Raw genomic sequence first — 26,216 nt, forward strand, 5'->3', positions numbered from 1 at the left:
ATAATTGCTGCCACATTTATTTAGGATTTTAGATAAGCCAACATACTTTGCCTTCATTCTAATTACGGAATTGATTTGTACAGTATATTGTCACTCTAACCTATCTCTAAATAGTTGTTACTATCTACTGAGCTTATCGTACGCTAGGTCTACTCTAGTAATGCAGGGTTGTCCTGAATGACGATAAAGCTATTTTAGTTATTATTCTAATGCTTTAAAGGTGGCTTAATTCCAAGTACATCTTTGAGCTTTTAGCATTGCCGGAGATATTTATGCTAACCAATACTGATCGCGAACAAATCATTGCTCAATACCAGCGTAGCGAAAACGATACGGGTTCACCAGAAGTACAAATTGCTTTATTGAGTGCTCGTATTAACGATTTACAAAACCATTTTAAAGAGCACAAAGCGGATCATCATAGCCGTCGTGGTCTTATTCGTATGGTTAATACTCGCCGTAAACTACTTGATTATTTAAAAGGCAAAGACCTTGGTCGTTATACAACTGTCATCAAACAGTTGGGTCTACGTCGTTAATTTAACGTCCATTATATGAATAGCAATTAGGTGAAAAGGTGTGGTTAATTTGCAATATGATTTTAAAACTGCCTTTTAAGTTTTGAGAAAAACAATTGATTGTTATTGACATGATATGTAAGTAATAAAAAAGCGGTGTGGAATAGTTTCACGCCGCTTTTTTATGGAAATTTAGTAAAGACCAGACATCATCAGTATTTGATAGTCCATCTTTTAACCAGAAAAACGTTCAGTTTTGTATTTAATTGGTCAATGCTCATAAATCACTGTAAAATAGTGCATTGTGCAATTTTACAATGCGTCAAATCACAGTATTTATTCTATAGCCTTTCTCTGAATATTAGTAGGTTGTGTGGCATAATCTACGTAGAGCTGGAAATGTGAAATTGGTGTAAGTCTCTATCAGAGATTATCATGACCAATGGCTATAAAACCAAATTTGAATAATAAAGAAAATATAGTAGTACCGTTGATAAGTATATGATCCGCAATAGGATGGCAAATATAATTTATCAGTACATCAAATTACGAAAGAACACTTAATGACCGATATTAGAATGCATATGCAGTTAATATTGTTTTCGTCATTCAACATTAGGAAAAATATATGACAAATTCGACAATGTTTAATACTATTAAACGTGAATTTCAATATGGCGACCAAAAAGTCGTCCTTGAAACTGGCCGTGTTGCCCGCCAAGCTAACTCAATTATGGTCCATATGGGCGGAGTTTCAGTATTGGTGGCAGCGGTAGTAAAGTCTGAAGCCAAAGAAGGCCAAAACTTCTTTCCATTAACTGTAAACTATCAAGAAAAAATGTATGCAGCGGGTAAGATCCCAGGCGCTTACGGTAAACGTGAAGGCCGTGCTAGTGAGTTTGAAACTCTAACTTCGCGTCTGATTGATCGCCCAATTCGTCCATTATTTCCTGAAGGCTATGTCAACGAAATTCAAATCACAGCGACAGTCGTATCATCAGATAAAACTCAATCTGCAGATATCGCTGCCCTAATCGGTGCCTCGGCGGCGCTAGCTATCTCTGATGCGCCATTTAACGGCCCCGTCGCCGCTGCCCGTGTTGGCTTTATAGGTGGTGAATACGTACTAAACCCGACGCTTGAGCAGCTTACAGAAAGTGATCTCGACCTAGTCGTAGCTGGCACAAAGACTGCCGTATTGATGGTAGAGTCTGAAGCGGCAGAGCTGTCGGAAGATCAGATGCTTGGGGCTGTATTGTACGGTCATGAACAGCAGCAAATCGTCATAGATAACATTGCTTCGATGGCAGAGGAAGTCGGTACTGCCAAGCAACAGTTTGTAGCGCCTAAGCATGATGAAACGCTAGAAACTAGCATGAAAGAGCAGTTTGGCGAGCAAGTGGCTGATGCTTATACCATTACTAATAAGCAAGATCGCTACACAAAGCTTGATGAAATCAAAAACGCTGCTATTGATGCGCTAGCAGGTGATAGTGAAGCTGAAGACTACGACAGCAAGGTCTCTGAGCTCAAAGATATCTATAATGATCTTAAGTACCGTACAGTGCGTGACAATATCTTATCTGGTAAGCCGCGTATTGACGGTCGTGATCTTGAGACGGTTCGTGCGTTAGATGTACAAGTAGGTGTATTGCCATATACTCATGGTTCAGCGTTATTTACTCGCGGTGAGACCCAAGCATTGGTAACGACTACTTTGGGCAACAGCCGTGACGTCAATATGATTGATTCGTTAAGTGGCACTATTCGCGATCATTTCATGTTGCACTATAACTTCCCGCATTTTTCAGTGGGCGAAACAGGCCGTGAAGGTATCCCAAAACGCCGTGAAATCGGTCATGGTCGCTTAGCACGTCGCGGTGTACAGGCGATGCTACCAGACAGCGAGCGCTTCCCGTATGTCATCCGCGTAGTATCAGAAATCACTGAATCAAATGGCTCCTCTTCTATGGCGTCTGTTTGCGGTGCAAGTTTGGCATTGATGGATGCCGGTGTACCGCTAAAAGCACCTGTGGCTGGTATCGCAATGGGTCTGGTTAAAGAAGGCGAGCGTTTTGCTGTACTATCAGACATTTTAGGTGATGAAGATCATCTTGGCGATATGGACTTTAAAGTCGCTGGTTCTAAAGACGGTATCACAGCGCTGCAGATGGATATCAAAATCGAAGGTATTACGCCTGATATCATGGAGCAAGCATTAAAGCAAGCTCATGCTGGTCGCATCCATATCTTAGATGCGATGAACCAAGTATTGCCAGAGAGCCGTACTGAAATCAACGCTCATGCACCGAACTACGCGGTTATCGAAATCAATCCTGATAAGATTCGTGATGTCATCGGTAAAGGCGGTGCGATGATTCGTCAGCTCACAGAAGAGACGGGCGCGGTTATCGATATCGATGATGCTGGTACAATTCGTATCTTTGGCGAGAACAAAGCCGCTACTAAAGCCGCTATCGGTAGAATCGAAGCGTTAACGGCCGAAGTTGAAGTCGGCAAAACTTACGAGGGTACAGTCGCTCGTATCGTTGATTTTGGCGCATTCGTTAACATCTTGCCAAACACGGATGGCCTAGTACATATCTCACAAATCGCAGAAGAGCGCGTAGAGAACGTATCAGACTATCTAAAAGAAGGTCAGACTGTTAGTGTATTCGTTCAAGACGTCGATAACCGTGGTCGCATTAAGTTGACTATGAAAGGTATCGAGCAGGATGCAACTGCTGAATAGATAGTTTTACTTGATATAACTTAGCACAAACGCGAAAACCGCTTTGAATTATTCAAGGCGGTTTTTTTGTGTGTACTTTATACAATCTCGGCTTTTACAGATGACATAGCTAATTGATATTCTTTCTGTTTAGCATCATTAATCAAACTATCAATAGCTTGATTAATATATGTGTACATCTAATATTATAATGACCCTTACCAGTTTGAATGGCTTTGTTTAAAGTCATTTATTGTAATGCTTTAAAAAGAAGAAGGTGGCTAGTGAAATAGCAATCAAAATATAATCTCCCTGCCTTATCTTACCGAATTCAGTTAGAATTACTGTTACTTAATAACCCAATAAAAATACGACTACCCTTTATGATGCAACAAATTCTAGATGACATTGCCACCCAAATGGCTCTTGAGACCGACCGCGGAAAAGTAGCAGATTATATCCCGCAGCTGGCGCATGTCGACCCCAACCAGTTTGGTATCGCCGTCGCAACCCCTGATGGGCAAGTATACACAGCAGGAGATGCCAATACACTATTCTCCATACAAAGTATCTCCAAAGTATTTACGCTAACTATTGGTCTTAGTAAGCTTGGCAGTACGCTTTGGAAACATGTCGGCCGCGAGCCTTCGGGTGACCCCTTTAACTCCATTACCATATTGGAATACGAGTCGGGCCGACCGCGTAACCCTTTTATCAATGCAGGGGCGATTGCGGTAGTGGATGCTATTACGATGGGACGCGAGCCAAAAGAGATACTGGATGAGATTATAGAGTTTGTGCACTTTATAGCAGACGATGATTCGATCGGTTTTGATTATAAAGTGGCAAGATCTGAGATCGACCACGAAGATCGAAATGCCGCACTCGCTCACTTTATGAAGTCTTTTGGACATCTACAGCATGATGTCGATAAGATACTTAACACGTACTTTCATCAATGCTCGATTGCGATGAGCTGTGTGCAGTTAGCTCGTGCTGGCCTGTTTTTGGTCTCTAATGGTATCAATCAACCCACAGGGGTAGAGGTGATTAGCCCGCAGCAATCCAAGCGGATCAATTCACTAATGATGATGTGTGGTCACTACGATGGCTCTGGAGAGTTTGCCTATCAGGTGGGTCTGCCAGGCAAAAGCGGTGTCGGTGGCGGTATTCTAGCGATAGCGCCAGGTAAGGGTGCAATCGCAGTATGGTCTCCTGGCTTAAATTCGGTCGGCAACTCAAAACTTGGGACTAAAGCGTTAGAGCTACTAGGAGAGAGGACAGGCTGGTCAGTGTTTTCAAAATAAAGAAGCTGGTAGTAAGATTAAAAGTGCAAATATGCCTGTATAAGCATTTGTCAAAGCGTTTAATCAGCCAAAAAAATCCAATGCCAAACGCTTAAATGAACGTCTAACATTGGATTACTTAAACTTTAGACTAACGATTTAAAGTGCTTACTCTTGATTTAAATCATCAATCATATCTTGATATTTTTCTTTTCTGCTTGCGATTTTGTTGCGCTCTTCTTCTACATTTGCGATGAGTTTTTTGGCAACTTCTACGCTTTTATCAAAGGCGGCAAGCTCCATATCTACTACAGCGATTAGTCGCTCTAGCGTCATAGCAGTAGCCTTTCCGGTAACGCCATTAGTCATGCCCATCGCTTCAGACATAAAGTCTTCTCTGAGCTTGTTTGCCCACTGGAATAGACCTGCCATCGACATATTAGAGTTGCTATCCTCATCGGACTGCTCTTTTGCATCAGCGTCGTTTTGTTCGGTGTCGTCTTGCTGGTTGGCATTATTTTCTTCAGCGTCGTCAGACTTGTCACTTTTGCTAGTCTTCTCTTCTTGGCTAGATTTACTTTCTTTGTTAGTATCGCCAGCTTTGTCAGACTGATCGTCTTGTTCAGCCTTAGTGTCTTTTTTAGACGCTTCTTTTTTATCAGACTTCTGATTTTTGTCAGCCTCTGCATCTTTGCTAGCGCTTTCAGATTTGCCTTTGTTGTCTGACTTAGTATCAGTGTCAGTATCTTTAGCTTTACTAGAGCTTTCAGGTTTGTCTTGGCTTTTAGACTTGTTAGCTGCTGATTTATCATCTTTAGCAGCACTGCCAACTTTCTTTTCTTGGGTTTGCTTGTCTTTGGTCTTATCGTCTTGAGTTTTCTTGTCCTGCTCCTTATCCTCTTGGTAGTCATGCTCAGCGTTATATTCTTCGAAATTACCATCTTCAAATACCACGGTATCGTCTTTGACAACCTCTACAGCTGTTACCGCATCGTTGTTTTCGTTCTTAGTGTTATTTTTGCTAGAATTATTATTTGGCATAATTAATTCTCCTGTTTAGGTCGTTAATTAAAAAATATTTATGCTTAAGGGCACTCACATTCGATACTAGGCTGGAGTGACCTTTTAATCAATATCACGACATAAATATACTTATTAAGACCTACAGGAAAAAACATTTTACTAGGAAATTTAACAAGTTCAGACAGTTATACTTTTAGGAAGATGAATATCAATACGAACTTTTGGTATATCTTGCAGATATTGAGTGAGAAGGGGTAAGGTCTCTGTATCCCAGTCTAGAATAGTCATATTTGAAGTAGGAGGTTCGTTGTCTGTATGACGCTGTGAATGAGTAAAGAGAAGCGGTCGTGCTAATAAGGCAATCCTGCGTATACCTTGGTAACGTATTAACGGTATTAGCTGCTGTCGTAAATCAATGAGTGCAGCAGTGAGCCACTGTGACCGGACCGGATGGTAGGGGTGATCTGATATGATTAAATTAGCCACATAACTTGGCTGATTACCATTGCTACTAATACCAAGACCTGCCGACTCGCGCAACCTTTTATGCAGTAGGCAACTACCCACTTTTAGGCTGCTATCGCGACAAGCGCGAAGATAGCGTTGATAGTTGTCAGGATACAAGGTCTTCGTCCGCATAAGTATAGGATCTAGCAATACACCAGCATTATTAACCGGCAAAATCAATACCTGCGCGCTGCTATTTAGAATCGGGGCATGGGTCAAACGCAAAGTGGTCACAACAGATACCCCAAAAATAAATGGTTGAATATAAATAGTTTGATAAGTGATATGCATTCAAGCTGGCATTTAGTAGCAGTCTATATAGGCTGACATACGGTTAGCCACTTACCTTTTTAGTAGACTATTTTATACTATTGAGCCGTTTGTGCAGCTTCTAGCTGGGCGATTTGTTGTTCAAGCAATTTAATTTGCTCAGCTTTCATGTCGGTTAATTTTTTATTCATTTGTACTTGTTCAACTGCCAGTTTTTCTTGTTCTATTAAGCGTTGACGTTCATCTTCTAAGCGATCAACCTCTTCTTTGGCTAAAGTATCAGTTTCTGGTAACTTGGCATTCAATATAACTTCAGAATCAGTTACTTGCGTCTCAATTGACTCAGTATTTTCAGTGGGTGAAGATGGATTATTAGTTTTAACAACACCTGCTGCTTCTGATGAATTGCTATCTACGTTTTTTGATAACGTATCAACTTGAGAAGGCACAGTTTTTGTTGTTGTCTCTTTTATGGGAGTCGGCGTTGTTGATAGGGGGCGTGCCCATACAAAATAAGCGATAACAACAGCTAGCGATAATAAGGCCATCATTATGAGTTTTTTTGAACGAGTGCTAGTTGCTGTTTTAGATAAAGTAGGTGAAGGTTGTTTAGAAGTCATACCAGGGCCAGTTTGTATCGAGGGCAGTTTTTTATACTATAGCAAACTAAAAAACAAAAGCCTATCAATAGATAGGCTAATGGTAAGTACAACTGTCATGTATAGGTCTAAATCTTTAGCGAATTTACGAGCGTAAATAAGTCTTAAGACGCTAAGTTTAATTTTTAAACTTAACTGTACCGCTAGTCCCCGTGATTGTTGCATCACGGATCAGCTGATCCTCAAGATGGTTTTTTGCGCTGATTTCATCGGAGTCAGGACGATGCTCACTATGACCGCATTGAGTACATTCGATATACTCATCAGGCACAGGTGTCACAATGTTGACTTGTACAATCGCGTCTAATGCCTGACACTTGGGGCAACGTACTCCTGCTAAAAATTGTCTTTTGGGCCGGTTTGATTGATAGCGCATCAGCTCACCTCGCGCGTAGTTTGGGCATTTGCCGCCGTATTAGCAACGGTGTCATCAAAACCGCTATGACGTAGTAAAGCATCAATACTGGCACTACGACCACGGAAATTCTCGAAGTTAGTTTTTGCTGGTAAGCTGCCACCAACGGACAAAATGGTCTCACGAAATGCCTTTCCGGTGATTGGATTAAAGATGCCATCTTCTTCAAACTTACTAAACGCATCGGCAGACAACAACTCAGCCCATTTATAAGAGTAATAACCTGCCGCATAACCGCCAGCAAAGATATGACTAAAACCATTTGCAAAGCGGTTGTAGTCAGGAGTTTCCATAATAGCAACATCATTGCGAACGTCATTAAGAGTTGCAAGGATACCTGTATAATCAAGCGCTGGTGTATGCGCATGAATCAATAAATCAAACAATGCAAACTCAATTTGACGCAGGGTCTGCATACCACTTTGGAAGTTTTTGGCGGCCAACAATGCATCAAGCTTAACTTTTGGTAGTGGCTCACCTGTCTCAACATGACTACTAATAAGCGCAATACCTTCAGCATCCCAAGCCCAATTTTCCATAAACTGGCTAGGCAGCTCGACTGCATCCCACTCAACTCCGTTTACGCCTGCAACATCACCGACCGTTACTTGCGTCAATAAATGATGTAGACCATGACCAAACTCATGGAATAAGGTTAATACTTCATCATGAGTAAGCAAACTTGGTTGACCATCTAGCGCTGGGGTAAAGTTACCGACCATAAAGCAGACTGGTAACTGCTGATATGCTTGCTCCTCATTGCTGTAACGTGATTGAAAACCACTCATCCACGCTCCACCGCGCTTACCACTACGGGCAAACAAATCAAAGTAAAAACCGCCAAGTAAGTTGTCATCAGCATCAAATAATTGATAAAAGCGCACATCTTCATGCCAGCGCGATACCGACTCGCTGTGTTCTTGCACGGTAATACCGTATAAACGCTCTACGATGACAAATAGTCCATCAATGACTTTTGGTAATGGAAAGTAAGGACGAATCTCTTCTTGCGACAAGCTAAATTTATTTTGTTTTACTTTTTCAGCAATATAAGCGCTGTCCCATGGTTGTAGCTCAGTGATGTCATAATCACGGGCACATTCTTGTAGCTGGGCTAAATCTTGTTTAGCCGTGGGGGTGGCTTTGGTCGCTAGATTCCGTAAGAATGCTTCAACTTCGGTGACACTGTCGGCCATCTTAGTCGAAAGCGAGACTTCAGCGTAGTTCTCAAAGCCTAATAGCTGAGCTTTTTGTTCACGCAGTTGTAGAATTTGACTCATGATGTCAGCGTTATTTAGCGATTCGCCTTTGGCATTGGTATGCTGATCAAACTCCGAAGCACGGGTGACATAGGCATGGTATAACGTCTCACGCAGTTTGCGGTCGTCGGCATGAGTCATAACAGCCAAATACACAGGTATGTTCAAAGTTGCTACATAGTACGGAGTCGGTAGCGCATCAATCTCAGCCTGCGTACGCGTACCATTAGCAAGTTCGCGAGATTTGTATTGCTCGCCAGCATCTGCCAATAGCGCCAAGCCACTTGTCGTTAAGCCTGCTAATTGCTCTTGTTGTAATGGCAACACAAAGGCTTGGGTGGCATCCAAAATATGATCAGAAAAAGTCGCAGACAGTGTTGAGAGTGTACTTTGAATATCAGCAAACTTCTCTTGCTTATCTTTTGGCAATGCCACACCTGATAACTCAAAGCTTTGCAGGGCAAGTTCAATAGCGCGCGCACGAGCAGGCTCAAGCGTTGCAAAGAATTCTTTATCGTCAGCGATCGCCTGATAACGATTAAATAATGGTTGATGCTGACCGACGCGAGTACCATAAGCTGAGAGTTTAGGTAATAACTCATGATGAACGTGACGAATCTCGTCGTTGCTCATTACACTATTGAGATGTGACAAAACACCCCAGCTGCGATCCAACGCTAAATTGATATGATCAAACATGATGATATCGCTCAATGCTTGCTTAGCATTTATAGTGTTAGATTCTTTATCTGCTGATGCTGCAATTTTATCTAAAAAGTCATTACCTTGTTTAATCGCATCCGTTACTTTTGTCTGTAAGTCAGTAGGGTCGGTTGCATCAAAGTCAATAAGATGAAGGTTTGGGTCAATCGTAGTCATAGAAGTATCCAAAAACAATAAGGGTCAAGTCAGTAAAAAACACGAGTTATTATTTAATAGCTTGGGTTTTTACTCGCATATTTAATGGAGTAAATAAAAGAATAAAAGGTTACTTCAATGATGGGTCTGTTTTATACAGAATACAAGCTTACCGTGATGGACGATAAGTAAATAGTCTATATTGATTATTCTATATTGGGTTTATAGTAAGTATTGACAGTTGTAATAATAAATCTTTCTTACTTATGCTTACAAAGCGCTATCATTTGCTTGCAAACTAACCCTATAGCTCGCTAGGTTAACTTGATAGCATCATAGTTGTTCCAACATAAAACTGGGCTTCATCTGATGGTTATTATATATGTCATGTGCAGAACAACATGCTAAACCAGGTTTCGTATACTAATAACTATAAAAAAGACAATCGATGCCAGATGAACCTAAGAAGATGACTATCTAAACTAGACTACATACATTTAAGTAAAGCAATTAAGTCTGTATGAGTATTTTATGAGTTGGAATCCATAACAACAACAGAAGGAGAAGTATTTATGAAAGCGACCCTTAAGAGTTTACGTGAAACAAAAGCTGATCCTGCAGTAAGTATATTTGTAAAAACACACCGTGAGCATCCAGAAAATGGACAAGATCCTATTGCGCTAAAGAACCAATTAAAAGTAGTAGAAGAGCGCTTAACCAATGAGTATGATAAGCAGACAGCATCTACTATTTTAGAAAATATCCATGCTAAAACAGATGATCTCAATCATAACTATAACCTTGATACGTTAGCAATTTTTGCTAGTACTGACGATGTACAAATCATCCGTATGCCACTTGATACCAAAGAGCGCGTTGTAATATCTGATCGCTTTGCAACTCGTGATCTTGTCCGTGATATGGCAAGTGCAGTACATTATTATACGGTGGTCCTCACTCGTGACGTGGCGCGTTTGATCGAAGCGTCTAATGATCGCGTTATCAGAGAGTTTGATAATGATTCTGATAGCCAGAACAATATGGAAAACATCCCATTCCCTATAGAAAATAATGGTTTGTATACCACCGGTGATGCAGGATCTGATCGTTCAGCAAACAAAGAAGATAACTATTTAAAAGAGTTTTTTAACCAAGTTGATAAAAGTGTACAAGAGCTATGGGGCGAACATAAAATGCCACTGGTTGTGGTTGGTGATGCACGCAATATCAGCTACTATAATGACGTCTGCGATCGTCCAGACAATATCATTGCCAGAGTCTCGAACATCGCCAATTTAGAAGATGGCAGCGCTCAACATATTATCGATGGTGTCCAAGAGGCAGTAGAGAGCTATCGTACGTCCTTACACGAAGCCGCACTTGGTGAGATTGATAAAGCGCGCGGTGCAGAGATGTTACGTACCGATTTGCAAGAAGTTTATCGTAGTGCTTTCCAAGGAGCAGGCGAGACGCTTTATGTACGCCGTGGCTATATGCAGTCAGCTAAGATTGATGAAAAAGCTCAAACACTTATGCTGGCAGACGACGCTACTGCAAATGATGTAACGGATGATGCTGTTGGTGAGATTATAGAACATGTCATGCATAATGGTGGTGAAGTGGTGTTTATGCCGCAAGACATCATGAGCGAAGACCAGCCAATTGCTTTGGTTACGCGCTACTGATTATCCAATCAGTTAACTGAATCATGATAATTTATCACTAACAAGAGCATTGGTTCGATAAGGGCCAATGCTCTTTTATTTGCAAACATGAAGGTGTAGTGGACATTCACAAATAACCTCTAGCAGTTAAATGCTCAATACGATTTAATGCAATAACGATAAAGCTAAAATTACCATTAATGTTGTTATAGTATGGATAACGCCTATAATTGCTTATGACACTTATGCTATGAATACGAAATCTATGATGAATAAAAACTCTTTTGTTGTGACCAGCTATAACATCCATAAAGGTATGTCACCACTTAATCGCCGAGTAAAAATGCAAGGTATTGCTCAAGCTCTTGAAGAGGTAGGGTCTGATGTCCTATGTTTACAAGAGGTGCAAGGTCAACACTTGAGGCGCAACGTGCACTATAACGAATACCCTGATCAATCTCAGCACGAATGGTTTGGTGAGTATTTGCAGCTGCAAAATAGCTATGGCAAAAACTCAGAATACGAAAACGGACATCATGGAAATGCAGTATTGAGCCGGTTCCCATTAGATCCCAAACACAATGTCAATATCACTGTGAATAAGCTTGAGCAACGCGGTGTGTTGCACTGTGAAGTGCAGCCAGCTGGTTGGAAGAAGCCAGTAGTGGTGCTATGCGCCCATCTTAATTTGTTTGAGCGCGACCGTATCAAACAATATCAAGCAATTAGCGATTACGTACGTAATGAGATAGCCTCAGATCAACCGCTGATTTTGGCAGGCGACTTTAATGACTGGAAAAAACTGTCTTGTGACACATTAGCCAGTGACCTTGGAATGACTGAGACCTTTAGGCACTGTCATGGTAAGCTGTTACCGACCTTCCCAGCAAAGCTGCCGGTACTCAGCTTAGATCGTATTTATGTTCGCAACCTTTCTATAAAAAGTGCTTGGGTACATAATGGAAAGCCGTGGTCTAAGCTCTCAGATCATTTGCCTATTAGTGCTGAGCTGGCTCTGTTATAGTGTGGGTTCGAGCTCTATATATTAATAAAACAGACAACCATAACTACATAAAATATAAGGATATATAATTATGTCTACCGTTTCTAATAACCAGTTACCAACGACTCAACATGCTGCTCTTATTCGTGAGTTTGGCGAGCCTGAGGTCATGCACTATCAAGATGGTGTCGCTATCCCTGACTTGAGTGATGATCAAGTTTTGGTAAAAGTAGCGTATGCAGGTATCAATCCTGTCGATTATAAAACTCGCCAAGGTAAGGGTTGGGGTGCAGAAAACATTCGTAACAATAAATTTGAGCACGATAAACCTGCTATTTTGGGTTTTGACGTAGCTGGCGTTGTGGCCAAAAGTAATAACGATCAGTTCACAGTCGGTGAACAAGTGGCAGCTCTGACCTTTGATGGTGGCTGTTATGCTGAGTACGTTGCAGTCGATGCCAATCTGCTTGCCAAAGTACCAGAGTCGGTAACGCTAGAGCAGGCAGGGGCGCTACCTTGTATAGGACAAACAGCGCTACAATTCGTCGAGTTTGCTGATATCAAAAAAGGCGAGCATGTCGTCATCAACGCGCCAGCAGGCGGTGTTGGTCATTTGGCCATACAGATGCTGATGGATAAAGTGGACAATGACAACGTAAAAGTTACGGTCATCTGCTCATCTGAAAAATATGACAAACTTGATGAGTTAATAGATAAGAGTAAGCTTGCAGGCTGGATTGATTATACTAAAGATGAAGCTTTTCCAGATCTGCAAGCCGATGTGCTACTGGACTTAGTCGGCGATGATGCTGGCGTACGCGCGCTTAAAGTATTGAAGTCTGGCGGACGCGTCAATGTACTACCTACTATCTGGGTTGATAAACTTCAAGAAGCAGGCGACCAAAACAACCTAAACGTGGCAGGCTTTAAGGTTCAGCGTAGTGGAGAAGATATGGCTCGCGTGTTACAGCAAGTAGGAGATGGGAAGTTAAAACTACAGATTCAGCAGACATATCCGCTATCTGAAGTCGTTGCTGCGCATCGTGAGCTACAAAAAGGCGATACCTTTGGCAAACTTGTCTTAAAAGTTAGCTAAGCTTGATTTGATTCACTAAATGCTATTTTTCGAAAGGTCAGGCTAATTCGTCCATCAGTGACGGTCTTAGTCTTAGTAATGGTATGCTTCCAAAACGTTTGGGTATCACCATGCATGACGATAAGCTGACCTGACTCAAGATAAAGCTCGACTTTATCTTGAGTTTTTTTATGCTTTAAGACAAATTTGCGCGTGGCACCCAGTGATAAAGACGCGATAATTGGCTGCACGCCCAGCTCCCTTTCATCGTCTGCATGATAGCCCATACCGTCAGCGCCTGTTGGGTAGTAATTTAGCAAGCAGGAATTAAAATTAGCTTTGATTCCTATATCTGCTAGCTGTTTTTCGATACTTCGTTTCACGTGAAACACAGACTTTGTCCATGGGACACTTTGGCGCGTATGTCCTGAATAGTGATAGCTGGTATCGTCATTACCCATCCAAACAATCTGTCGCGTAGTGACGTGCGTTTTACCAAATAAAGTCACGACGTCCGAGTGCCAAGGAAGTTCGGTTAAAAGTGTTTCGTAGAGGTCATTAGGATTATTAATAATAACCCCCAAATCATTCACCTTACCATCGTAAGGCAATAGGTTATCAGAGGGTAATGGTGCAAAAAGATCAGTCATCGTTTGGTTTATCTTTCGTCTTTATAGTGCTCACTTATGATTTGCGCGCATAATTCAGGCGCTTCCATCGGTAACAAATGTCCATATTCAGACAGTGATACCAAGCTGTTGTCAGGTACAAATTTCTGCCATTGCTTGCGAACTTTATGGTTAATAAATAAAGTCGGCTTGCCTGTGACCAGTGTATAAGGACAGCGTAGTTTTTTCAGAGCGCTATCAATGTGCGGCGTACCAAAATAGTTGGCAAGCTCTTGTTCTGGATCGAAGATTAAAGAGTAGCTGCCGTCAGTATTAGCAGCGAGGCTTTGCTCAGCGAATACTAGCAAATGTTCATCACTGATACGTCTGTACGCGCGTTGCTTGCGCAGATGCTCGTAGTAATCATTGATACTTGACCATTTGGTTTGTTTGGTCAGGGTGCTCTTAAACGGTTCACGGCTAAGCATAAAAGCACGTGGGAGTAGGTTATATAATGCGGTTTGTTTTTTGGTAAAGGTGACCGGCTCAATAAGATACAGCTGTGAGAATAGATCAGGACGCTTAGCTGCTGCCATCGCCGTTGCAGTCGCTCCTTGGGAGTGTCCAATACCGATAATAGGCTTGTCTTGAGTCTTATCCAAAAACTCGATAAGCATATCAGCATCTTGCTCACGAGTTAGGCACCGAGCTTTAGGCTTATCATACCAATAGCCACGCAGCGCCAGCGAGATGATATCGAAGTTATCTGCAAGTTCGGTTAGTAGCGGGGAGTAAGTACCAACCGTAAAGCTGTTGCCACCATAAAAATGGGCAGGTGGACGTTTTTGCGTCATGGTTTTCTCTGAGCTATTGAGCTGATGGAGGTCGTAATAACGTGCTTGTTTGCCGCTTATATCGATACTATTTGTAAATGTTTCCATGATAAGGCTTCCCTTTTTATTATTTTTGGATAAAGATCAATTGTCTTCACCCAAAAAACCTCCGCTTTGACGCTGCCATAATCCAGCATAGACACCTTTTAGTGCTAACAATTCGTCATGGCTACCTTGTTCGATAATCTGTCCTTTATCCATAACGACCAATCTATCTAGTGCAGCAATCGTTGATAGACGATGCGCGATAGCAATAACGGTTTTACCAGTCATAATGTCATTTAAGCTTTCGGTAATGGCGAATTCAATCTCAGAATCAAGCGCACTGGTTGCTTCATCTAAGAGCAGAATAGGAGCGTTTTTTAACATGACACGAGAAATGGCAATACGCTGTCGCTGTCCGCCAGAGAGTTTGACGCCACGTTCACCAACTTGGGTGTCAAGACCGGTATTGCCTTTATCATCATATAAGTCTTTGATAAAGTCCCAAGCTTGGGCTTGCTTGGTCGCAAAAATAATCTCTTCATCAGTGGCATCAGGGCGACCGTAAGCGATATTTTCACGTACAGTACGGTGAAGCAGGGAGGTATCCTGAGTGACCATGCCAATCTGCTGACGCAATGAATCTTGCGTGACCTCGTCAATCGCTTGACCATCGATGTAGATCTTGCCGCTATCGACATCAAAAAAGCGTAAGAGTAAATTAACTAAGGTTGATTTGCCAGCACCTGATCGCCCCACCAACCCAATCTTCTCGCCAGGTTTGATATCTAAATAAAAGCTATCAAGTAGTTTTATTGGCGCAGATGCAAGAGTAGAGCTGCTAGCATCAGACTCACTAGCCGCTGCATTTTCAGTATTCTCGTCTTCGTAACTAAAGTCAACGTTGTCAAATACGATATGTCCATCAGTAACCTGTAGAGCAGGAGCATTAGGTACATCTATGATGGTCTGTGGCGCCGATAAAGTCCGCATGCCATCTTGCACAGTACCAATACTCTCAAACAAGCTGGCCGTTTGCCACATAATCCAGCGAGTAAGACCATTAAGGCGTAGTGCCATTGCGGTCGCTGCAGCAATAGCACCAACGCCCACAGCACCCTGCTGCCATAAATATAACCCTATCCCAGCAGTACTACTTACCAAGATGACACTAATCAGATGCGTTGACACTTCAAGATAGCTGACCCAGCGCATTTGAGCGTGCACCGTCCCCAAAAACTGCCCCATGGCGTTTTTGGCATAACCCAACTCACGGCGTGAGTGACTAAACAGCTTGACTGTCATAATATTGGCATAGGCATCAGTAATACGTCCAACCATTAAAGCGCGGGCATCCGCTTGTACAATAGCAGTGCGCTTTAATCGTGGAATAAAAAACCAAATGGTGAGGCCCACTAAGACAAACCAGATAACAAAAGGGGTTAGTAATAAACTATCAAGATTGAATAAAATAATACCAGAAGTAATAAAATACACTGTCACGTAGGTAAACATGTCAGTGACAGTCATAACAGTATCGCGTACAGCCAATGCCGTTTGCATCACTTTTGCTGAGACTCGACCAGAGAACTCGTCTTGATAAAACTGCATGGACTGACCTAGCATGCGCTGATGAAAACGCCAGCGCATTTGCATGGGAAATACACCCTGCAAAGTCTGAAAATGTATAAAAGATGACAAGGCAATCCATAACGGACTTAATATCAACACTGCAAGCATGAGGAGTAATAGGTCGCCTTTTTCTGCCCATAGATTTTGTGGGGTATAGATACCAAGCCAATCGACTATGTTGCCAATCCATGCAAATAGCATAGCCTCATAAACACCGATACCAGCGGACAAAATCATAAAAAGCAGCAACCATCCGCGCAGCCCTTTAGTACATGCCCACAAAAACTTTAATAGCCCATCAGTAGGTGAGGGCAGTGGCATAGGCGTATCAGGAAAGGCAGAAAGACGGTTTTCAAAAAAACGAAATAGAGCATTCATAGGCAATGACGATACGCCCAAGATAAGTGGTATTAGACACTATCTTGGACAATTACTTGTGTTGTTAGGATTGTGTGCTATTTTAGCAAAACTTCGCGCTTACCCCTGCATGCTAATTGTAATTTGAACACGATAGGACACATTTGGTGCCAGTTGATAAAAACTACTACAAATAAATTGCTGCACAAGAAATATTTTGTTACCTTTTACTGCTTTGTAGTATTCGACAACCTAACTGAGTCGAGAATGAAGCATTGAAAACAACTGTGCCAAGATTTCCACACTGGTCAAAGAATGAAAAATACGCAAAATTGCGACTCAATAAGGTAGAAGTTGATGATGTATTTAACGATTGCGGTGCTTTGTAGTGTCGCTGTTTCTGTTCTACTCAAAGTACTACGACAAAAAAACATAGATATCCGTCAAACGATCGTCGCCGGTTATCCAGTCGCTTTTTTGCTTACTTGGCTATTACTAAAGCCAGAAGTGAGTAGTATTAATACGCTTGGCAGTGCATGGGGTATCATTATTGCGCTTGGCATACTGCTACCTACAGTATTTGTGATTCTAGGACGTGCCATTGAAGCCGTCGGAATGGTAGCAACCGATGCCGCTCAACGTTTATCGTTGATTATTCCTATTGTTGCCGCTTTTTTATTATTTGGCGAAGTGTTGACTGGCACCCGTATATTTGGGCTAGCGTTAGGGTTCTTGGCACTTGGCGCGCTGGTTTATCGTCCAAAACAAACAGTCAGCTTTAGTGCTAATAGCAGTAACAAAACGCATCAGATGACTCGTAAACACTCTGCACTACGAACACCTTTGTGGCTTTTTGGCGTGTGGGCAGGTTATGGCATTATTGATATTTTATTCAAGCAAGTTGCTAAACAAGGCACCGCATTTCCTCTGACTTTATTTGTCAGTTTTGGCCTTGCAGGGTTATTGTTATTTATATATTTGCTCGTTACTCGCGTGCGCTGGCAAGGTAATGCACTTGTCGCAGGATTATTGCTTGGTGCGCTGAATATGGGTAATATCTATGCTTATGTGCGTGCCCATCAAATGTTGTCTGACTCGCCAAGTATTGTATTTACTGGTATGAATGTTGGAGTCATTGCAGTAGCGACTATTATTGGGGTAGGCGTGTTCAAAGAGTCACTCAATCGTATCAATATGCTAGGATTGTTGTTAGCGGTGAGCTGCGTTGCCGTCCTATTCTTAGCTTAAATACATTACATTTGGGAAGTCGGTTATATAACAAATAAAGCAAAATTTATTAGTCATTTCTATGATGACGAAATTTTGTAGGTGAACAGTAGTTAGGTTTGTATATTCTTAATTCAATATATATAATAAAACATAATATTATCATACACAAGACCAACAACTGTTCTTAAAATGCGTTAATTCTTAACGTATTAAACATAGGCACATCTTATGTCCTATGCTAAGGTGGCTCATAGCTAAACCATAGGCAATCTATTATATAGCGTCTCATTTATTATAGTAACAATTGACCCTTATCAACGATTAGAGGATATATATTTAATGGAATATCAAAAGCAACTTCAACGAATAAAAGATGGCGCAGGTTTCATTGCAGCCCTTGATCAGAGTGGTGGTAGCACTCCTAAAGCCCTTGAAAACTATGGTGTCACTGGTGATGCGTATGACAATGATGAGGCTATGTTTGATCTTGTGCATGAGATGCGTGCTCGGATCATGACCTGCGACTGCTTTGATAATGAGCGTGTTCTTGGAGCAATTTTGTTTGAAGATACGATGGATCGCGAAGTTAATGGCAAGCCAACAGCCAACTATCTATGGGAAGACAAAAATATTGTACCGTTTTTAAAGGTCGATAAAGGCTTGGCAGAACAAATGAGTGGTGTACAAGTGATGCGTCCAATTCCTAACTTGGAAGCGTTGTTAGATAAAGCAAAAAACTACCCAGTGTTTGGTACTAAGATGCGTTCAGTTATTTATGAGCCAAACGCTGATGGTATTGAACTGGTTGTCCAGCAGCAGTTTGACGTTGCAAAACAAATTATCTCTAAAGGCTTTATGCCAATCGTTGAGCCGGAAGTAAATATTGATAGTCCTAAAAAGCACGATTGCGAGTTACTTCTAAAAGCTGATATTTTGCGCAATCTTGAGCGTTTAAACGATGACCATCAAGTTATGCTCAAACTAACCTTGCCAGAAGAAGAGGGTTTTTACCAAGAGCTGATTGACCATCCAAAAGTGTTAAGAGTCGTTGCATTATCTGGCGGTTATAGTCGTAGCGATGCTTGCGAAAAGCTTAAGCAAAATCCAGGTATGATTGCCAGTTTCTCGCGTGCGTTTACCGAAGGCTTGAGCAAACAACAAAGCGATAAAGAGTTTGCCGATACCATCAATGCCTCTATTGACGAGATTTATAAAGCGTCGAAAGTGTAAGCGAGTCTCTTATTAAGAAACTAGTTAACAAAAAAAGCGCTACTGATTAGTAGCGCTTTTTTGTGGGACAAAAGTTAACTCTGATTATCATACTTCTTTATACAGCTGGCGTCCCTCGCTATGATATTTCTCGGTCATCTCTTTCATACCTTGCTCAATCTCTGCGGCGCTCATAGCGTCTGCGCCTAAGTTTTCTGTCAAATCCAAACCCTTGGCGTACTCGCGCACGTTTTGGGTAATTTTCATCGAGCAAAATTTGGGGCCACACATTGAACAAAAATGCGCCGACTTGTGCGCGTCTTTTGGCAGCGTTTCGTCATGATATTCTCGTGCGGTATCAGGGTCGAGCGCTAGATTGAACTGATCATCCCAGCGGAACTCAAAACGCGCCTTAGATAAGGCATTGTCACGAGCCTGCGCGCCTGGATGGCCTTTGGCGAGATCAGCGGCATGTGCGGCGATTTTATACGTGATGATACCGTCTTTGACGTCCTTTTTATTTGGCAGTCCTAAGTGTTCTTTTGGTGTCACATAACACAGCATGGCAGTGCCAAACCAGCCAATCATCGCCGCGCCGATGGCACTAGTAATATGGTCATAGCCGGGAGCGATATCAGTGGTCAGCGGCCCTAAGGTGTAAAATGGCGCGTCGCTGCAGAGCTCAAGCTGCAAGTCCATATTTTCTTTAATACGGTTCATCGCCACATGTCCCGGGCCTTCGATCATTACCTGTACATCGTGCTTCCAAGCGATCTGCGTTAGCTCGCCAAGGGTACGTAGCTCACCAAACTGCGCTTCATCATTAGCATCTTGCAAGCAGCCGGGACGCAGTCCATCGCCTAAGCTAAATGCGACATCATACTGCTTCATAATCTCGCAAATCTCTTCAAAATGCGTGTATAAAAAGCTCTCTGTATGATGGGCTAGGCACCACTGCGCCATGATCGAGCCGCCGCGTGAGACAATGCCCGTCAAGCGATTAGCAGTCAGTGGCACATAACGCAGCAGCACGCCTGCGTGAATGGTAAAGTAATCAACGCCTTGTTCGGCTTGCTCAATCAGCGTATCGCGGAATATCTCCCATGTCAGATCTTCTGCCACGCCATCGACTTTCTCTAACGCTTGATAAATAGGCACCGTACCGATGGGTACCGGCGAGTTGCGAATTAACCATTCACGAGTTTCATGAATATGGTTACCTGTCGACAAATCCATGATGGTATCCGCGCCCCATCGTGTTGCCCATGTCATCTTCGACACTTCTTCATCGATAGACGAGCCAAGCGCTGAGTTGCCAATATTGGCGTTAATTTTTACTAAGAAATTGCGCCCGATAATCATCGGCTCAGACTCAGGATGATTAATATTATTTGGGATGATCGCGCGACCGGCCGCAACCTCGCTACGTACAAACTCAGGGGTAATGATTTTTGGGATGTTGGCACCAAAGCTCTCGCCGTCATGTTGGCGCATATCAGTCAGCTCATGCTGCTTTTGCGTCTCGCGAATGGCGATATATTCCATTTCTGGGGTGATGATACCGCGGCGTGCATAATGCATTTGCGTGACATTACCGGCTTTACCTTCAATACTTTTTGCGCGGCGCGGCTTATCGATATGCGCAAAACGTAGATTGGCTGTGGTGATATCACGCGCACGCGCTTGACCGTATGAACTAGACAAACCGCTTAATTGTTCGGTATCAACGCGCTCGGCTATCCAGCCCTCGCGCAGCTTGGGCAAGCCGCGGGTCAGGTCTATATCGACATTGGGGTCGGTATAGACGCCTGAGGTGTCATAAACATAAAACGGTGGGTTTTGCTCCCAGTCGGACTCATCAACGTCCTGAATAGGCGTGGGATCTAACGTGATCTTGCGCATCGGTACTTGAATATCAGGCCTTGAGCCTTCGATATAGACTTTCTTAGAAGCAGGGAGAATGCGGTGCAGGTCGCGCGCGTCTTCTTCAAAGCGCGTATCTTTGGCGCTACGATGGGCAGGGGTTTTTAGGGCGTCGGCTTTTTTGTCAGCGGCGTTTTGCTGGGTCTTTGGAGGTAGGGTTGAGGTTATCATATGCTGTCCTAGCGTGTTGGTTTTTGAATAAAAGCAACACCGCCAGTAGCTGCGGGGTAAGCATTATGTATCCCTATAATTTAGATTTTATAAAAACCATCTCCTATTAAACCTAGTCAAAGATAGTTCTAAAAATCAGTGAACGCCACTTAATATTGACCGTCATTCTAAAATTTAATGAGTAAAAATAATGACAGTAATAAAAAGGCATTTCTGCGCGCCCTTTAGTTAGGTATAACTAAAGCTTAAGACTTCCCTGCGTCGGTACTAACCGCATCAGGTTCGGCGGGTGATCTCTCAGCGAATGTACAAAGGCAGTCAACCATTCGTACACCGCACCCCGAGTCTGTCAGTGTTGTAAATCAGCTTTATACTAGCAAACTTCTATAACAAATTATAGTTATTTACCAAGCGTGCCAATATTAGCTTTATCGGTTTAGGTTTTAAGTCTCTGGTGTCCAGCCTTGTGCACGCTCATAATCTTCGTTATCTAAAAACTTCTCACGTTGCTCAGTTAAGAATTTCTTAGCTTGAGGGTCCATCATACTTAGATGATTTTCATTGATCAGCATCGTCTGCTGTTCAAGCCACTCTTTCCATGCTTTATCAGAGACCGTTTCTTGTAGCTCTTGACCTTTTTTATTAGGAAAAGGCGGATGCGGCATCTTTGGCAGTTCTTGCTGGTATTTGCGACAAAAAACGGTATTGGCTTGCGGGTTAAAACTCTCAGTCACAGGGCGCTCCTTATTAAGTAAATTATTGATTTATTAAGTCGAATATTGATATCTATCTATGATAGCGGTCTTAGACCGTTTAGCCAAGGGTATCAGGTGTATAGAAGGTAACAGTAAACCGGCTTCATATAAATTTTGGCAATGGTATGACAAATAAAAACACTCGCCCTAACTCATGCATATTAGGAGCGAGTGTTAAATATACAATCTAAACCGGTTTTTTAGATCAGGCGTTTAAGCAAACGCTTTTAAGCGTGCACGACCATTAATGACCGCTTGCTTGACTTGATTGGGTGCAGTGCCACCTAGATGATCACGAGCAGCCAATGAACCCTCAAGCGTCAAGTAGTCAAAGACGTCATCACCGATTGCATCGCTAAACTGTTGCAGTTGCGCTAGTGATAAGTCGCTTAGATCAACGCCTTCTTTAATACCTAGCGCAACGGCATTGCCAACGACTTCGTGCGCGTCGCGAAATGCTACACCGCGGCGCACCAGATAGTCTGCTAGGTCGGTCGCAGTGGCATAACCCTTCATGGTCGCTTCACGCATGGCCTCGATATTAGGGGTGATATTGGGCAGCATATCAGCAAAAGCGAGTAGCGAACCAGTTAAGGTATCGACGCAATCAAACAAAGGCTCTTTGTCTTCTTGATTGTCTTTATTATAGGCAAGCGGTTGATTTTTCATCAGACTAAGTAGCGTCATTAATTGCCCATAAACACGCGCTGTTTTACCGCGCACCAATTCTGGCACATCAGGATTTTTCTTTTGCGGCATAATAGATGAACCGGTACAGAAACGATCCGGTATCTGTACAAAGTTAAACTGAGCTGACATCCATAAGATAATCTCTTCGCTCATACGTGACAGATGCATCATTAAAATAGAAGCGTTTGAGGTAAACTCAATCGCAAAATCACGGTCTGACACCGCATCTAACGAGTTTTGACAAATACCTTCAAAACCTAATAGTTCAGCGGTAATAGTACGATCAATAGGAAACGTTGTGCCGGCGAGGGCAGCACTACCAAGTGGCATCTGATTGATACGGCGGCGCGTATCAACAAGACGCTGCGTATCGCGATATAACATCTCAAACCATGCCATCACATGGTGACCAAAGCTTACCGGCTGCGCCGTTTGTAAATGGGTAAAGCCTGGCATAATCGTATCGGTATGTTGTTCAGCTAGGCTAAGTAGGCCACTTTGCAGACGTATCAACAGCGCAATAATATTGTCAGTCTCTTCGCGCAACCATAAGCGTATATCGGTTGCAACCTGATCATTACGGCTACGCCCCGTATGTAGTTTTTTACCGACCGCTCCGACAATACTAGTCAAGCGCGACTCAACATTCATGTGCACGTCTTCGAGCGTAATTGACCAATTAAACGTTCCAGCTTCAATTTCGCGTAAGACTTGTTGTAAGCCGTCAATAATGGTTGCGACTTCGTCAGCTGTTAAGATATCGCACTCTTTGAGCATGGTTGCATGGGCAATTGAGCCTTCGATATCGTGACGTGCAAAGCGCTGGTCAAAGCCGACCGAAGCTGTGAATGCTGCAACGAAGCTATCAGTCGCTTCACTAAAGCGTCCACCCCACATCTGTTGTCCTGGTGCGCTGTTTTCAGGTTGGCTACTTGGCATATGGTTGTCCGGATAAGAGGCATCTATGTTAGAATCAACAGAGACACGTGAATTATTATCTTGCTTGGGATTACTAGAATTTGAAGAATTGGCGTTCATATTGGTCAAAGACAAGTCAGGAAAATAAGAACTCAAGTATAGCAAAGGATGAGGTTGCCTTACTAGCTGAGCGCTTAGAGTTTTTCATGCCCAAGCTTATGGAGATGATGAAGCCGTGGCAATGGATGCTCTATATCTTTTTTTGGGCATTGTTTGTGACGTCGATTGATCGGCACGACCTAGCCACTTGGCCTCAGTTTTTCGTTAAATTTTTGAGCAGAATTGTTCAATATACTTTGAGTATCATCCCATCTTTATATCTTATAGATTACCTACGGCCTATCTTTAAACGCGAAAATCCTATCAATGTCAGTATGAAAATACTGCTTTTGTTTGCGATTACGTCGGCTGTGTCTGCAACTTTAGTTATGCTGGTTATGATCAATACTGGCTGGCTGGTTTATGAGCGTAAAGCGTTTATTTTAAACGTATTATTCAATATTGTGATTACGGTTGGTTTCACTTTAGTGTTTATGATGTACTTTATCAGACGTTATCGGGAGCTGATTGCCCTAAAACAGTCCTTTGAGCATAAATTAACTGCTCAAAACGATTTGATAAAATCTCGTATTGCTCCGCACTTTTTTTTCAATACAGTAAATAGTCTGGTGTCTCTTATTGAGTCCAATCCACCAAAAGCCGCTGAACTTTTGCATCATGTATCAGCCCTGTTTCGTGCCGCTTTTGATGGTACGCGCGAGATTAGCTTTGAAGAAGAAGTGGCACTTTGCGAGCATTATTTAGCCATTGAATCGAGTCGTTTGGGCGATAAGCTGGTCGTCAATTGGAATCTTCCTGACGATGACGTTATGTACGATATGGTGATCACGGCCTTAACTCTGCAAAGCGTCCTTGAAAAAATGCTACTCAATGTCGTTGAGATGACGACTGAAACTATTTTTATTGATATTACAATAAAGTGGCAACAGCACCGAGTTACTATTACTGTTACTGTCCAGTTGCCGAGCAAGACCTTGATGGTCGTCCACGACCTACGTCGACATGTAAATTTTCATATTCAAGCTGAGCGTCTCCGAGCTTATTTTGATCAGAGTGCGGACATACAAAGTGATGTAACCAATGAGCGAATAGTGACTATCATCCACTATCCTTTATATGATGTGGGCATTTAGTGGCCGATATGCTATGCAAGGTAAATTGTCTAAGCCAATTTCTAACATCTGACTTAAATCGACCTATTTTTCTACCTTTTATTCAAATATTACTACCGCCAATTTAAACATGGCATATTTATTGCTCTTTATCTTGTATAACCTTATTTTAAAAAATAAATCAGTAAAATACATTTTGACTCATTAACTAACTTATAATGAAAGGTTTTAAGTCCAAAACTGCGTAAGTGCTACGTCGCCTTGTCTGTCCTAATAAAATATAAAGGACAAACACTCTTTAAAAATTATGCAAGCTTTATTGTTTGATGAGAGTAATATAGAGGCTAGTTCTCGGTGTCTGACTAATTAATTATAGAGTCACTAAATAATCGTTTTATGTATGCTGAGCTACTACGTGTTTGTACAAATATAATCTTAAAAGTAGTTAATAGTATAATTATTATGCTGTAAGAGAGGAGTCTACATGCGGATTGTAGTTTGTGATGATGAGCCACTTGCTCGTGAGCGCTTGGTCAGAATCGTGCAAGAATCAGGGTACGAAGTTGTTGCCCAAGCAACTACTGGCGCCGAGGCTATAACGGCAGTAAAAGTACAGCAGCCTGATATAATATTGCTCGATATACGTATGCCAGAAATGGATGGGGTGCGCTGTGCCCAAGCGCTAAATGAGCTTGAACACCCGCCCGCTATTATTTTTGTTACTGCCTACGATCATTATGCCATTGCTGCATTTAAAGCAAATGCCATTGGCTATTTACTAAAACCGGCCAATAAAGACGAATTGATAGAAGCCTTAAGTCAAGCAAAAAACCTAAATGCCGCTCAGTTAAATGAGATTCGTAAGCTTGAAGATCCCACTGCTCGACCTGTTCGTGAACATATCGCAGCGCGTACGCATCGCGGTGTGGAGCTGATTAAACTTAAAGATATCTATTACTTCACAGCAGATCAAAAGTATGTCAAAGTCCGTCATAAAGAAGGCACAGTACTTATTGATGAGACGCTAAAAGAGCTTGAGCAAGAGTTTGAAAGTCGACTTTTTCGAGTCCATCGTAATGCGATCATTAACCTAGGGTTTTTGGATTACTTAGAGACAGTAGATTCAGGTCAGTATCAAGTACGCTTTAAAGGACTGGATGAAACGTTATCGGTTAGCCGGCGACATCTGCCAGCGCTACGAGAGAAAATCCAAAGTATGTAATCGTTGCTGCTGACTCCGGAAACGCTCAGGATGTATGTGTCTTCAATGTTATGCGCTAATAATCAGTCACTTATAAATAGTTAGTAACAACCAAAATCTCTCAGTCATATCTTCATGCCCTTATTT

The 26,216-nt window shown here is 42.3% G+C and carries 21 protein-coding genes and 1 riboswitch; of the genes, 10 read left to right on the top strand and 11 right to left on the bottom strand.

All coding sequences use genetic code 11. The features are described 5' to 3' along the window. The first annotated feature begins 272 nt into the window (after positions 1–272). The 3 genes from rpsO to Q0895_RS04640 all read left to right on the top strand — a co-directional run bounded on the left by rpsO (position 273) and on the right by Q0895_RS04640 (position 4,556). Entirely contained in the window at positions 273–539 is a 267-nt protein-coding gene (rpsO, locus tag Q0895_RS04630) for a 30S ribosomal protein S15 (RefSeq protein WP_075103320.1), read from the top strand. 622 nt (positions 540–1,161) lie between these two features. Beyond that, positions 1,162–3,270 carry a polyribonucleotide nucleotidyltransferase gene (gene pnp, locus Q0895_RS04635; RefSeq protein WP_299186220.1) on the top strand — a complete coding sequence of 703 codons (2,109 nt, stop codon included), beginning with the start codon at positions 1,162–1,164 and terminating at the stop codon, positions 3,268–3,270. Positions 3,271–3,632: 362 nt separating this feature from the next. Next, positions 3,633–4,556, top strand: a complete 924-nt coding sequence (locus Q0895_RS04640; protein ID WP_299185877.1) for a glutaminase — start codon at positions 3,633–3,635, stop codon at positions 4,554–4,556. A 147-nt stretch (positions 4,557–4,703) separates the two neighbouring features. Here the strand turns inward: Q0895_RS04640 and Q0895_RS04645 are convergent, their stop codons facing one another. The 5 genes from Q0895_RS04645 to Q0895_RS04665 form a co-directional block, all read right to left on the bottom strand. Further along, complete coding sequence (locus Q0895_RS04645; RefSeq protein WP_058367861.1) at positions 4,704–5,576, bottom strand: hypothetical protein; 873 nt, start codon at positions 5,574–5,576, stop codon at positions 4,704–4,706. A 159-nt stretch (positions 5,577–5,735) separates the two neighbouring features. Next, positions 5,736–6,356: a hypothetical protein gene (locus Q0895_RS04650; protein ID WP_227511670.1), complete on the bottom strand. Its 621-nt coding sequence runs from the start codon at positions 6,354–6,356 to the stop codon at positions 5,736–5,738. Between the two features lie 77 nt (positions 6,357–6,433). Continuing rightward, complete coding sequence (locus tag Q0895_RS04655) at positions 6,434–6,955, bottom strand: hypothetical protein (RefSeq protein WP_299185880.1); 522 nt, start codon at positions 6,953–6,955, stop codon at positions 6,434–6,436. Between the two features lie 157 nt (positions 6,956–7,112). After that, positions 7,113–7,370 (bottom strand): YheV family putative metal-binding protein, encoded by a 258-nt coding sequence (locus Q0895_RS04660; protein ID WP_058367864.1) that lies wholly within the window; start codon positions 7,368–7,370, stop codon positions 7,113–7,115. Beyond that, entirely contained in the window at positions 7,370–9,547 is a 2,178-nt protein-coding gene (locus Q0895_RS04665; RefSeq protein ID WP_299185883.1) for a M3 family metallopeptidase, read from the bottom strand. The genes Q0895_RS04660 and Q0895_RS04665 overlap by 1 nt, the downstream gene beginning before the upstream one ends. A 551-nt stretch (positions 9,548–10,098) precedes the next feature. Between Q0895_RS04665 and Q0895_RS04670 the strand changes: the two genes are divergently transcribed. From Q0895_RS04670 to Q0895_RS04680, 3 genes are all read left to right on the top strand, one after another. After that, positions 10,099–11,211, top strand: coding sequence for a hypothetical protein (locus Q0895_RS04670; RefSeq protein ID WP_299185884.1), 1,113 nt, complete (start codon positions 10,099–10,101; stop codon positions 11,209–11,211). Positions 11,212–11,458: 247 nt separating this feature from the next. Next, on the top strand, positions 11,459–12,214 hold the full coding sequence (locus Q0895_RS04675) for an endonuclease/exonuclease/phosphatase family protein (protein WP_299186222.1): 756 nt from the start codon (positions 11,459–11,461) through the stop codon (positions 12,212–12,214). A gap of 70 nt (positions 12,215–12,284) precedes the next feature. After that, positions 12,285–13,289, top strand: coding sequence for an NADP-dependent oxidoreductase (locus tag Q0895_RS04680; protein WP_299185885.1), 1,005 nt, complete (start codon positions 12,285–12,287; stop codon positions 13,287–13,289). On the opposite strand, the gene Q0895_RS04685 is transcribed toward Q0895_RS04680, so the two are convergent. Genes Q0895_RS04685 through Q0895_RS04695 form a run of 3 tightly spaced genes read right to left on the bottom strand, consistent with a single transcriptional unit; the run spans position 13,286 to position 16,761 of the window. After that, entirely contained in the window at positions 13,286–13,918 is a 633-nt protein-coding gene (locus Q0895_RS04685; RefSeq protein ID WP_299185887.1) for an alpha-ketoglutarate-dependent dioxygenase AlkB, read from the bottom strand. The two genes, Q0895_RS04680 and Q0895_RS04685, sit on opposite strands and share 4 nt — an antisense overlap. Before the next feature lie 8 nt (positions 13,919–13,926). Further along, the gene (locus tag Q0895_RS04690) at positions 13,927–14,817 is read right to left on the bottom strand and encodes an alpha/beta fold hydrolase (RefSeq protein ID WP_299185888.1); all 891 of its coding nucleotides are present in this window, start codon (positions 14,815–14,817) and stop codon (positions 13,927–13,929) included. A gap of 36 nt (positions 14,818–14,853) precedes the next feature. Next, positions 14,854–16,761 carry an ABC transporter ATP-binding protein gene (locus tag Q0895_RS04695; RefSeq protein ID WP_299185890.1) on the bottom strand — a complete coding sequence of 636 codons (1,908 nt, stop codon included), beginning with the start codon at positions 16,759–16,761 and terminating at the stop codon, positions 14,854–14,856. A 336-nt stretch (positions 16,762–17,097) separates the two neighbouring features. Here Q0895_RS04695 and Q0895_RS04700 point away from each other — a divergent pair, with 336 nt between their 5' ends. Both Q0895_RS04700 and Q0895_RS04705 read left to right on the top strand, forming a co-directional pair. After that, positions 17,098–17,988: an EamA/RhaT family transporter gene (locus Q0895_RS04700; protein WP_299185891.1), complete on the top strand. Its 891-nt coding sequence runs from the start codon at positions 17,098–17,100 to the stop codon at positions 17,986–17,988. Between the two features lie 321 nt (positions 17,989–18,309). Then, complete coding sequence (locus tag Q0895_RS04705) at positions 18,310–19,200, top strand: fructose bisphosphate aldolase (protein WP_299185893.1); 891 nt, start codon at positions 18,310–18,312, stop codon at positions 19,198–19,200. Between the two features lie 87 nt (positions 19,201–19,287). Here the strand turns inward: Q0895_RS04705 and thiC are convergent, their stop codons facing one another. From thiC to argH, 3 genes are all read right to left on the bottom strand, one after another. Beyond that, positions 19,288–21,273: a phosphomethylpyrimidine synthase ThiC gene (thiC, locus tag Q0895_RS04710; RefSeq protein ID WP_299185895.1), complete on the bottom strand. Its 1,986-nt coding sequence runs from the start codon at positions 21,271–21,273 to the stop codon at positions 19,288–19,290. Positions 21,274–21,509: 236 nt separating this feature from the next. Continuing rightward, positions 21,510–21,626, bottom strand: a riboswitch (TPP riboswitch). Between the two features lie 90 nt (positions 21,627–21,716). Next, on the bottom strand, positions 21,717–22,007 hold the full coding sequence (locus Q0895_RS04715) for an oxidative damage protection protein (protein ID WP_299185896.1): 291 nt from the start codon (positions 22,005–22,007) through the stop codon (positions 21,717–21,719). 234 nt (positions 22,008–22,241) lie between these two features. Beyond that, positions 22,242–23,615 carry an argininosuccinate lyase gene (gene argH, locus Q0895_RS04720; RefSeq protein WP_299186224.1) on the bottom strand — a complete coding sequence of 458 codons (1,374 nt, stop codon included), beginning with the start codon at positions 23,613–23,615 and terminating at the stop codon, positions 22,242–22,244. A gap of 227 nt (positions 23,616–23,842) precedes the next feature. Here argH and Q0895_RS04725 point away from each other — a divergent pair, with 227 nt between their 5' ends. Beyond that, on the top strand, positions 23,843–24,889 hold the full coding sequence (locus Q0895_RS04725) for a sensor histidine kinase (protein ID WP_299185897.1): 1,047 nt from the start codon (positions 23,843–23,845) through the stop codon (positions 24,887–24,889). Between the two features lie 463 nt (positions 24,890–25,352). Continuing rightward, on the top strand, positions 25,353–26,090 hold the full coding sequence (locus Q0895_RS04730) for a LytTR family DNA-binding domain-containing protein (RefSeq protein WP_058367765.1): 738 nt from the start codon (positions 25,353–25,355) through the stop codon (positions 26,088–26,090). Positions 26,091–26,216 lie beyond the last annotated feature (126 nt).

The sequence above is a fragment of the uncultured Psychrobacter sp. genome, from assembly GCF_947495825.1.
Taxonomy (GTDB): Bacteria; Pseudomonadota; Gammaproteobacteria; order Pseudomonadales; family Moraxellaceae; genus Psychrobacter.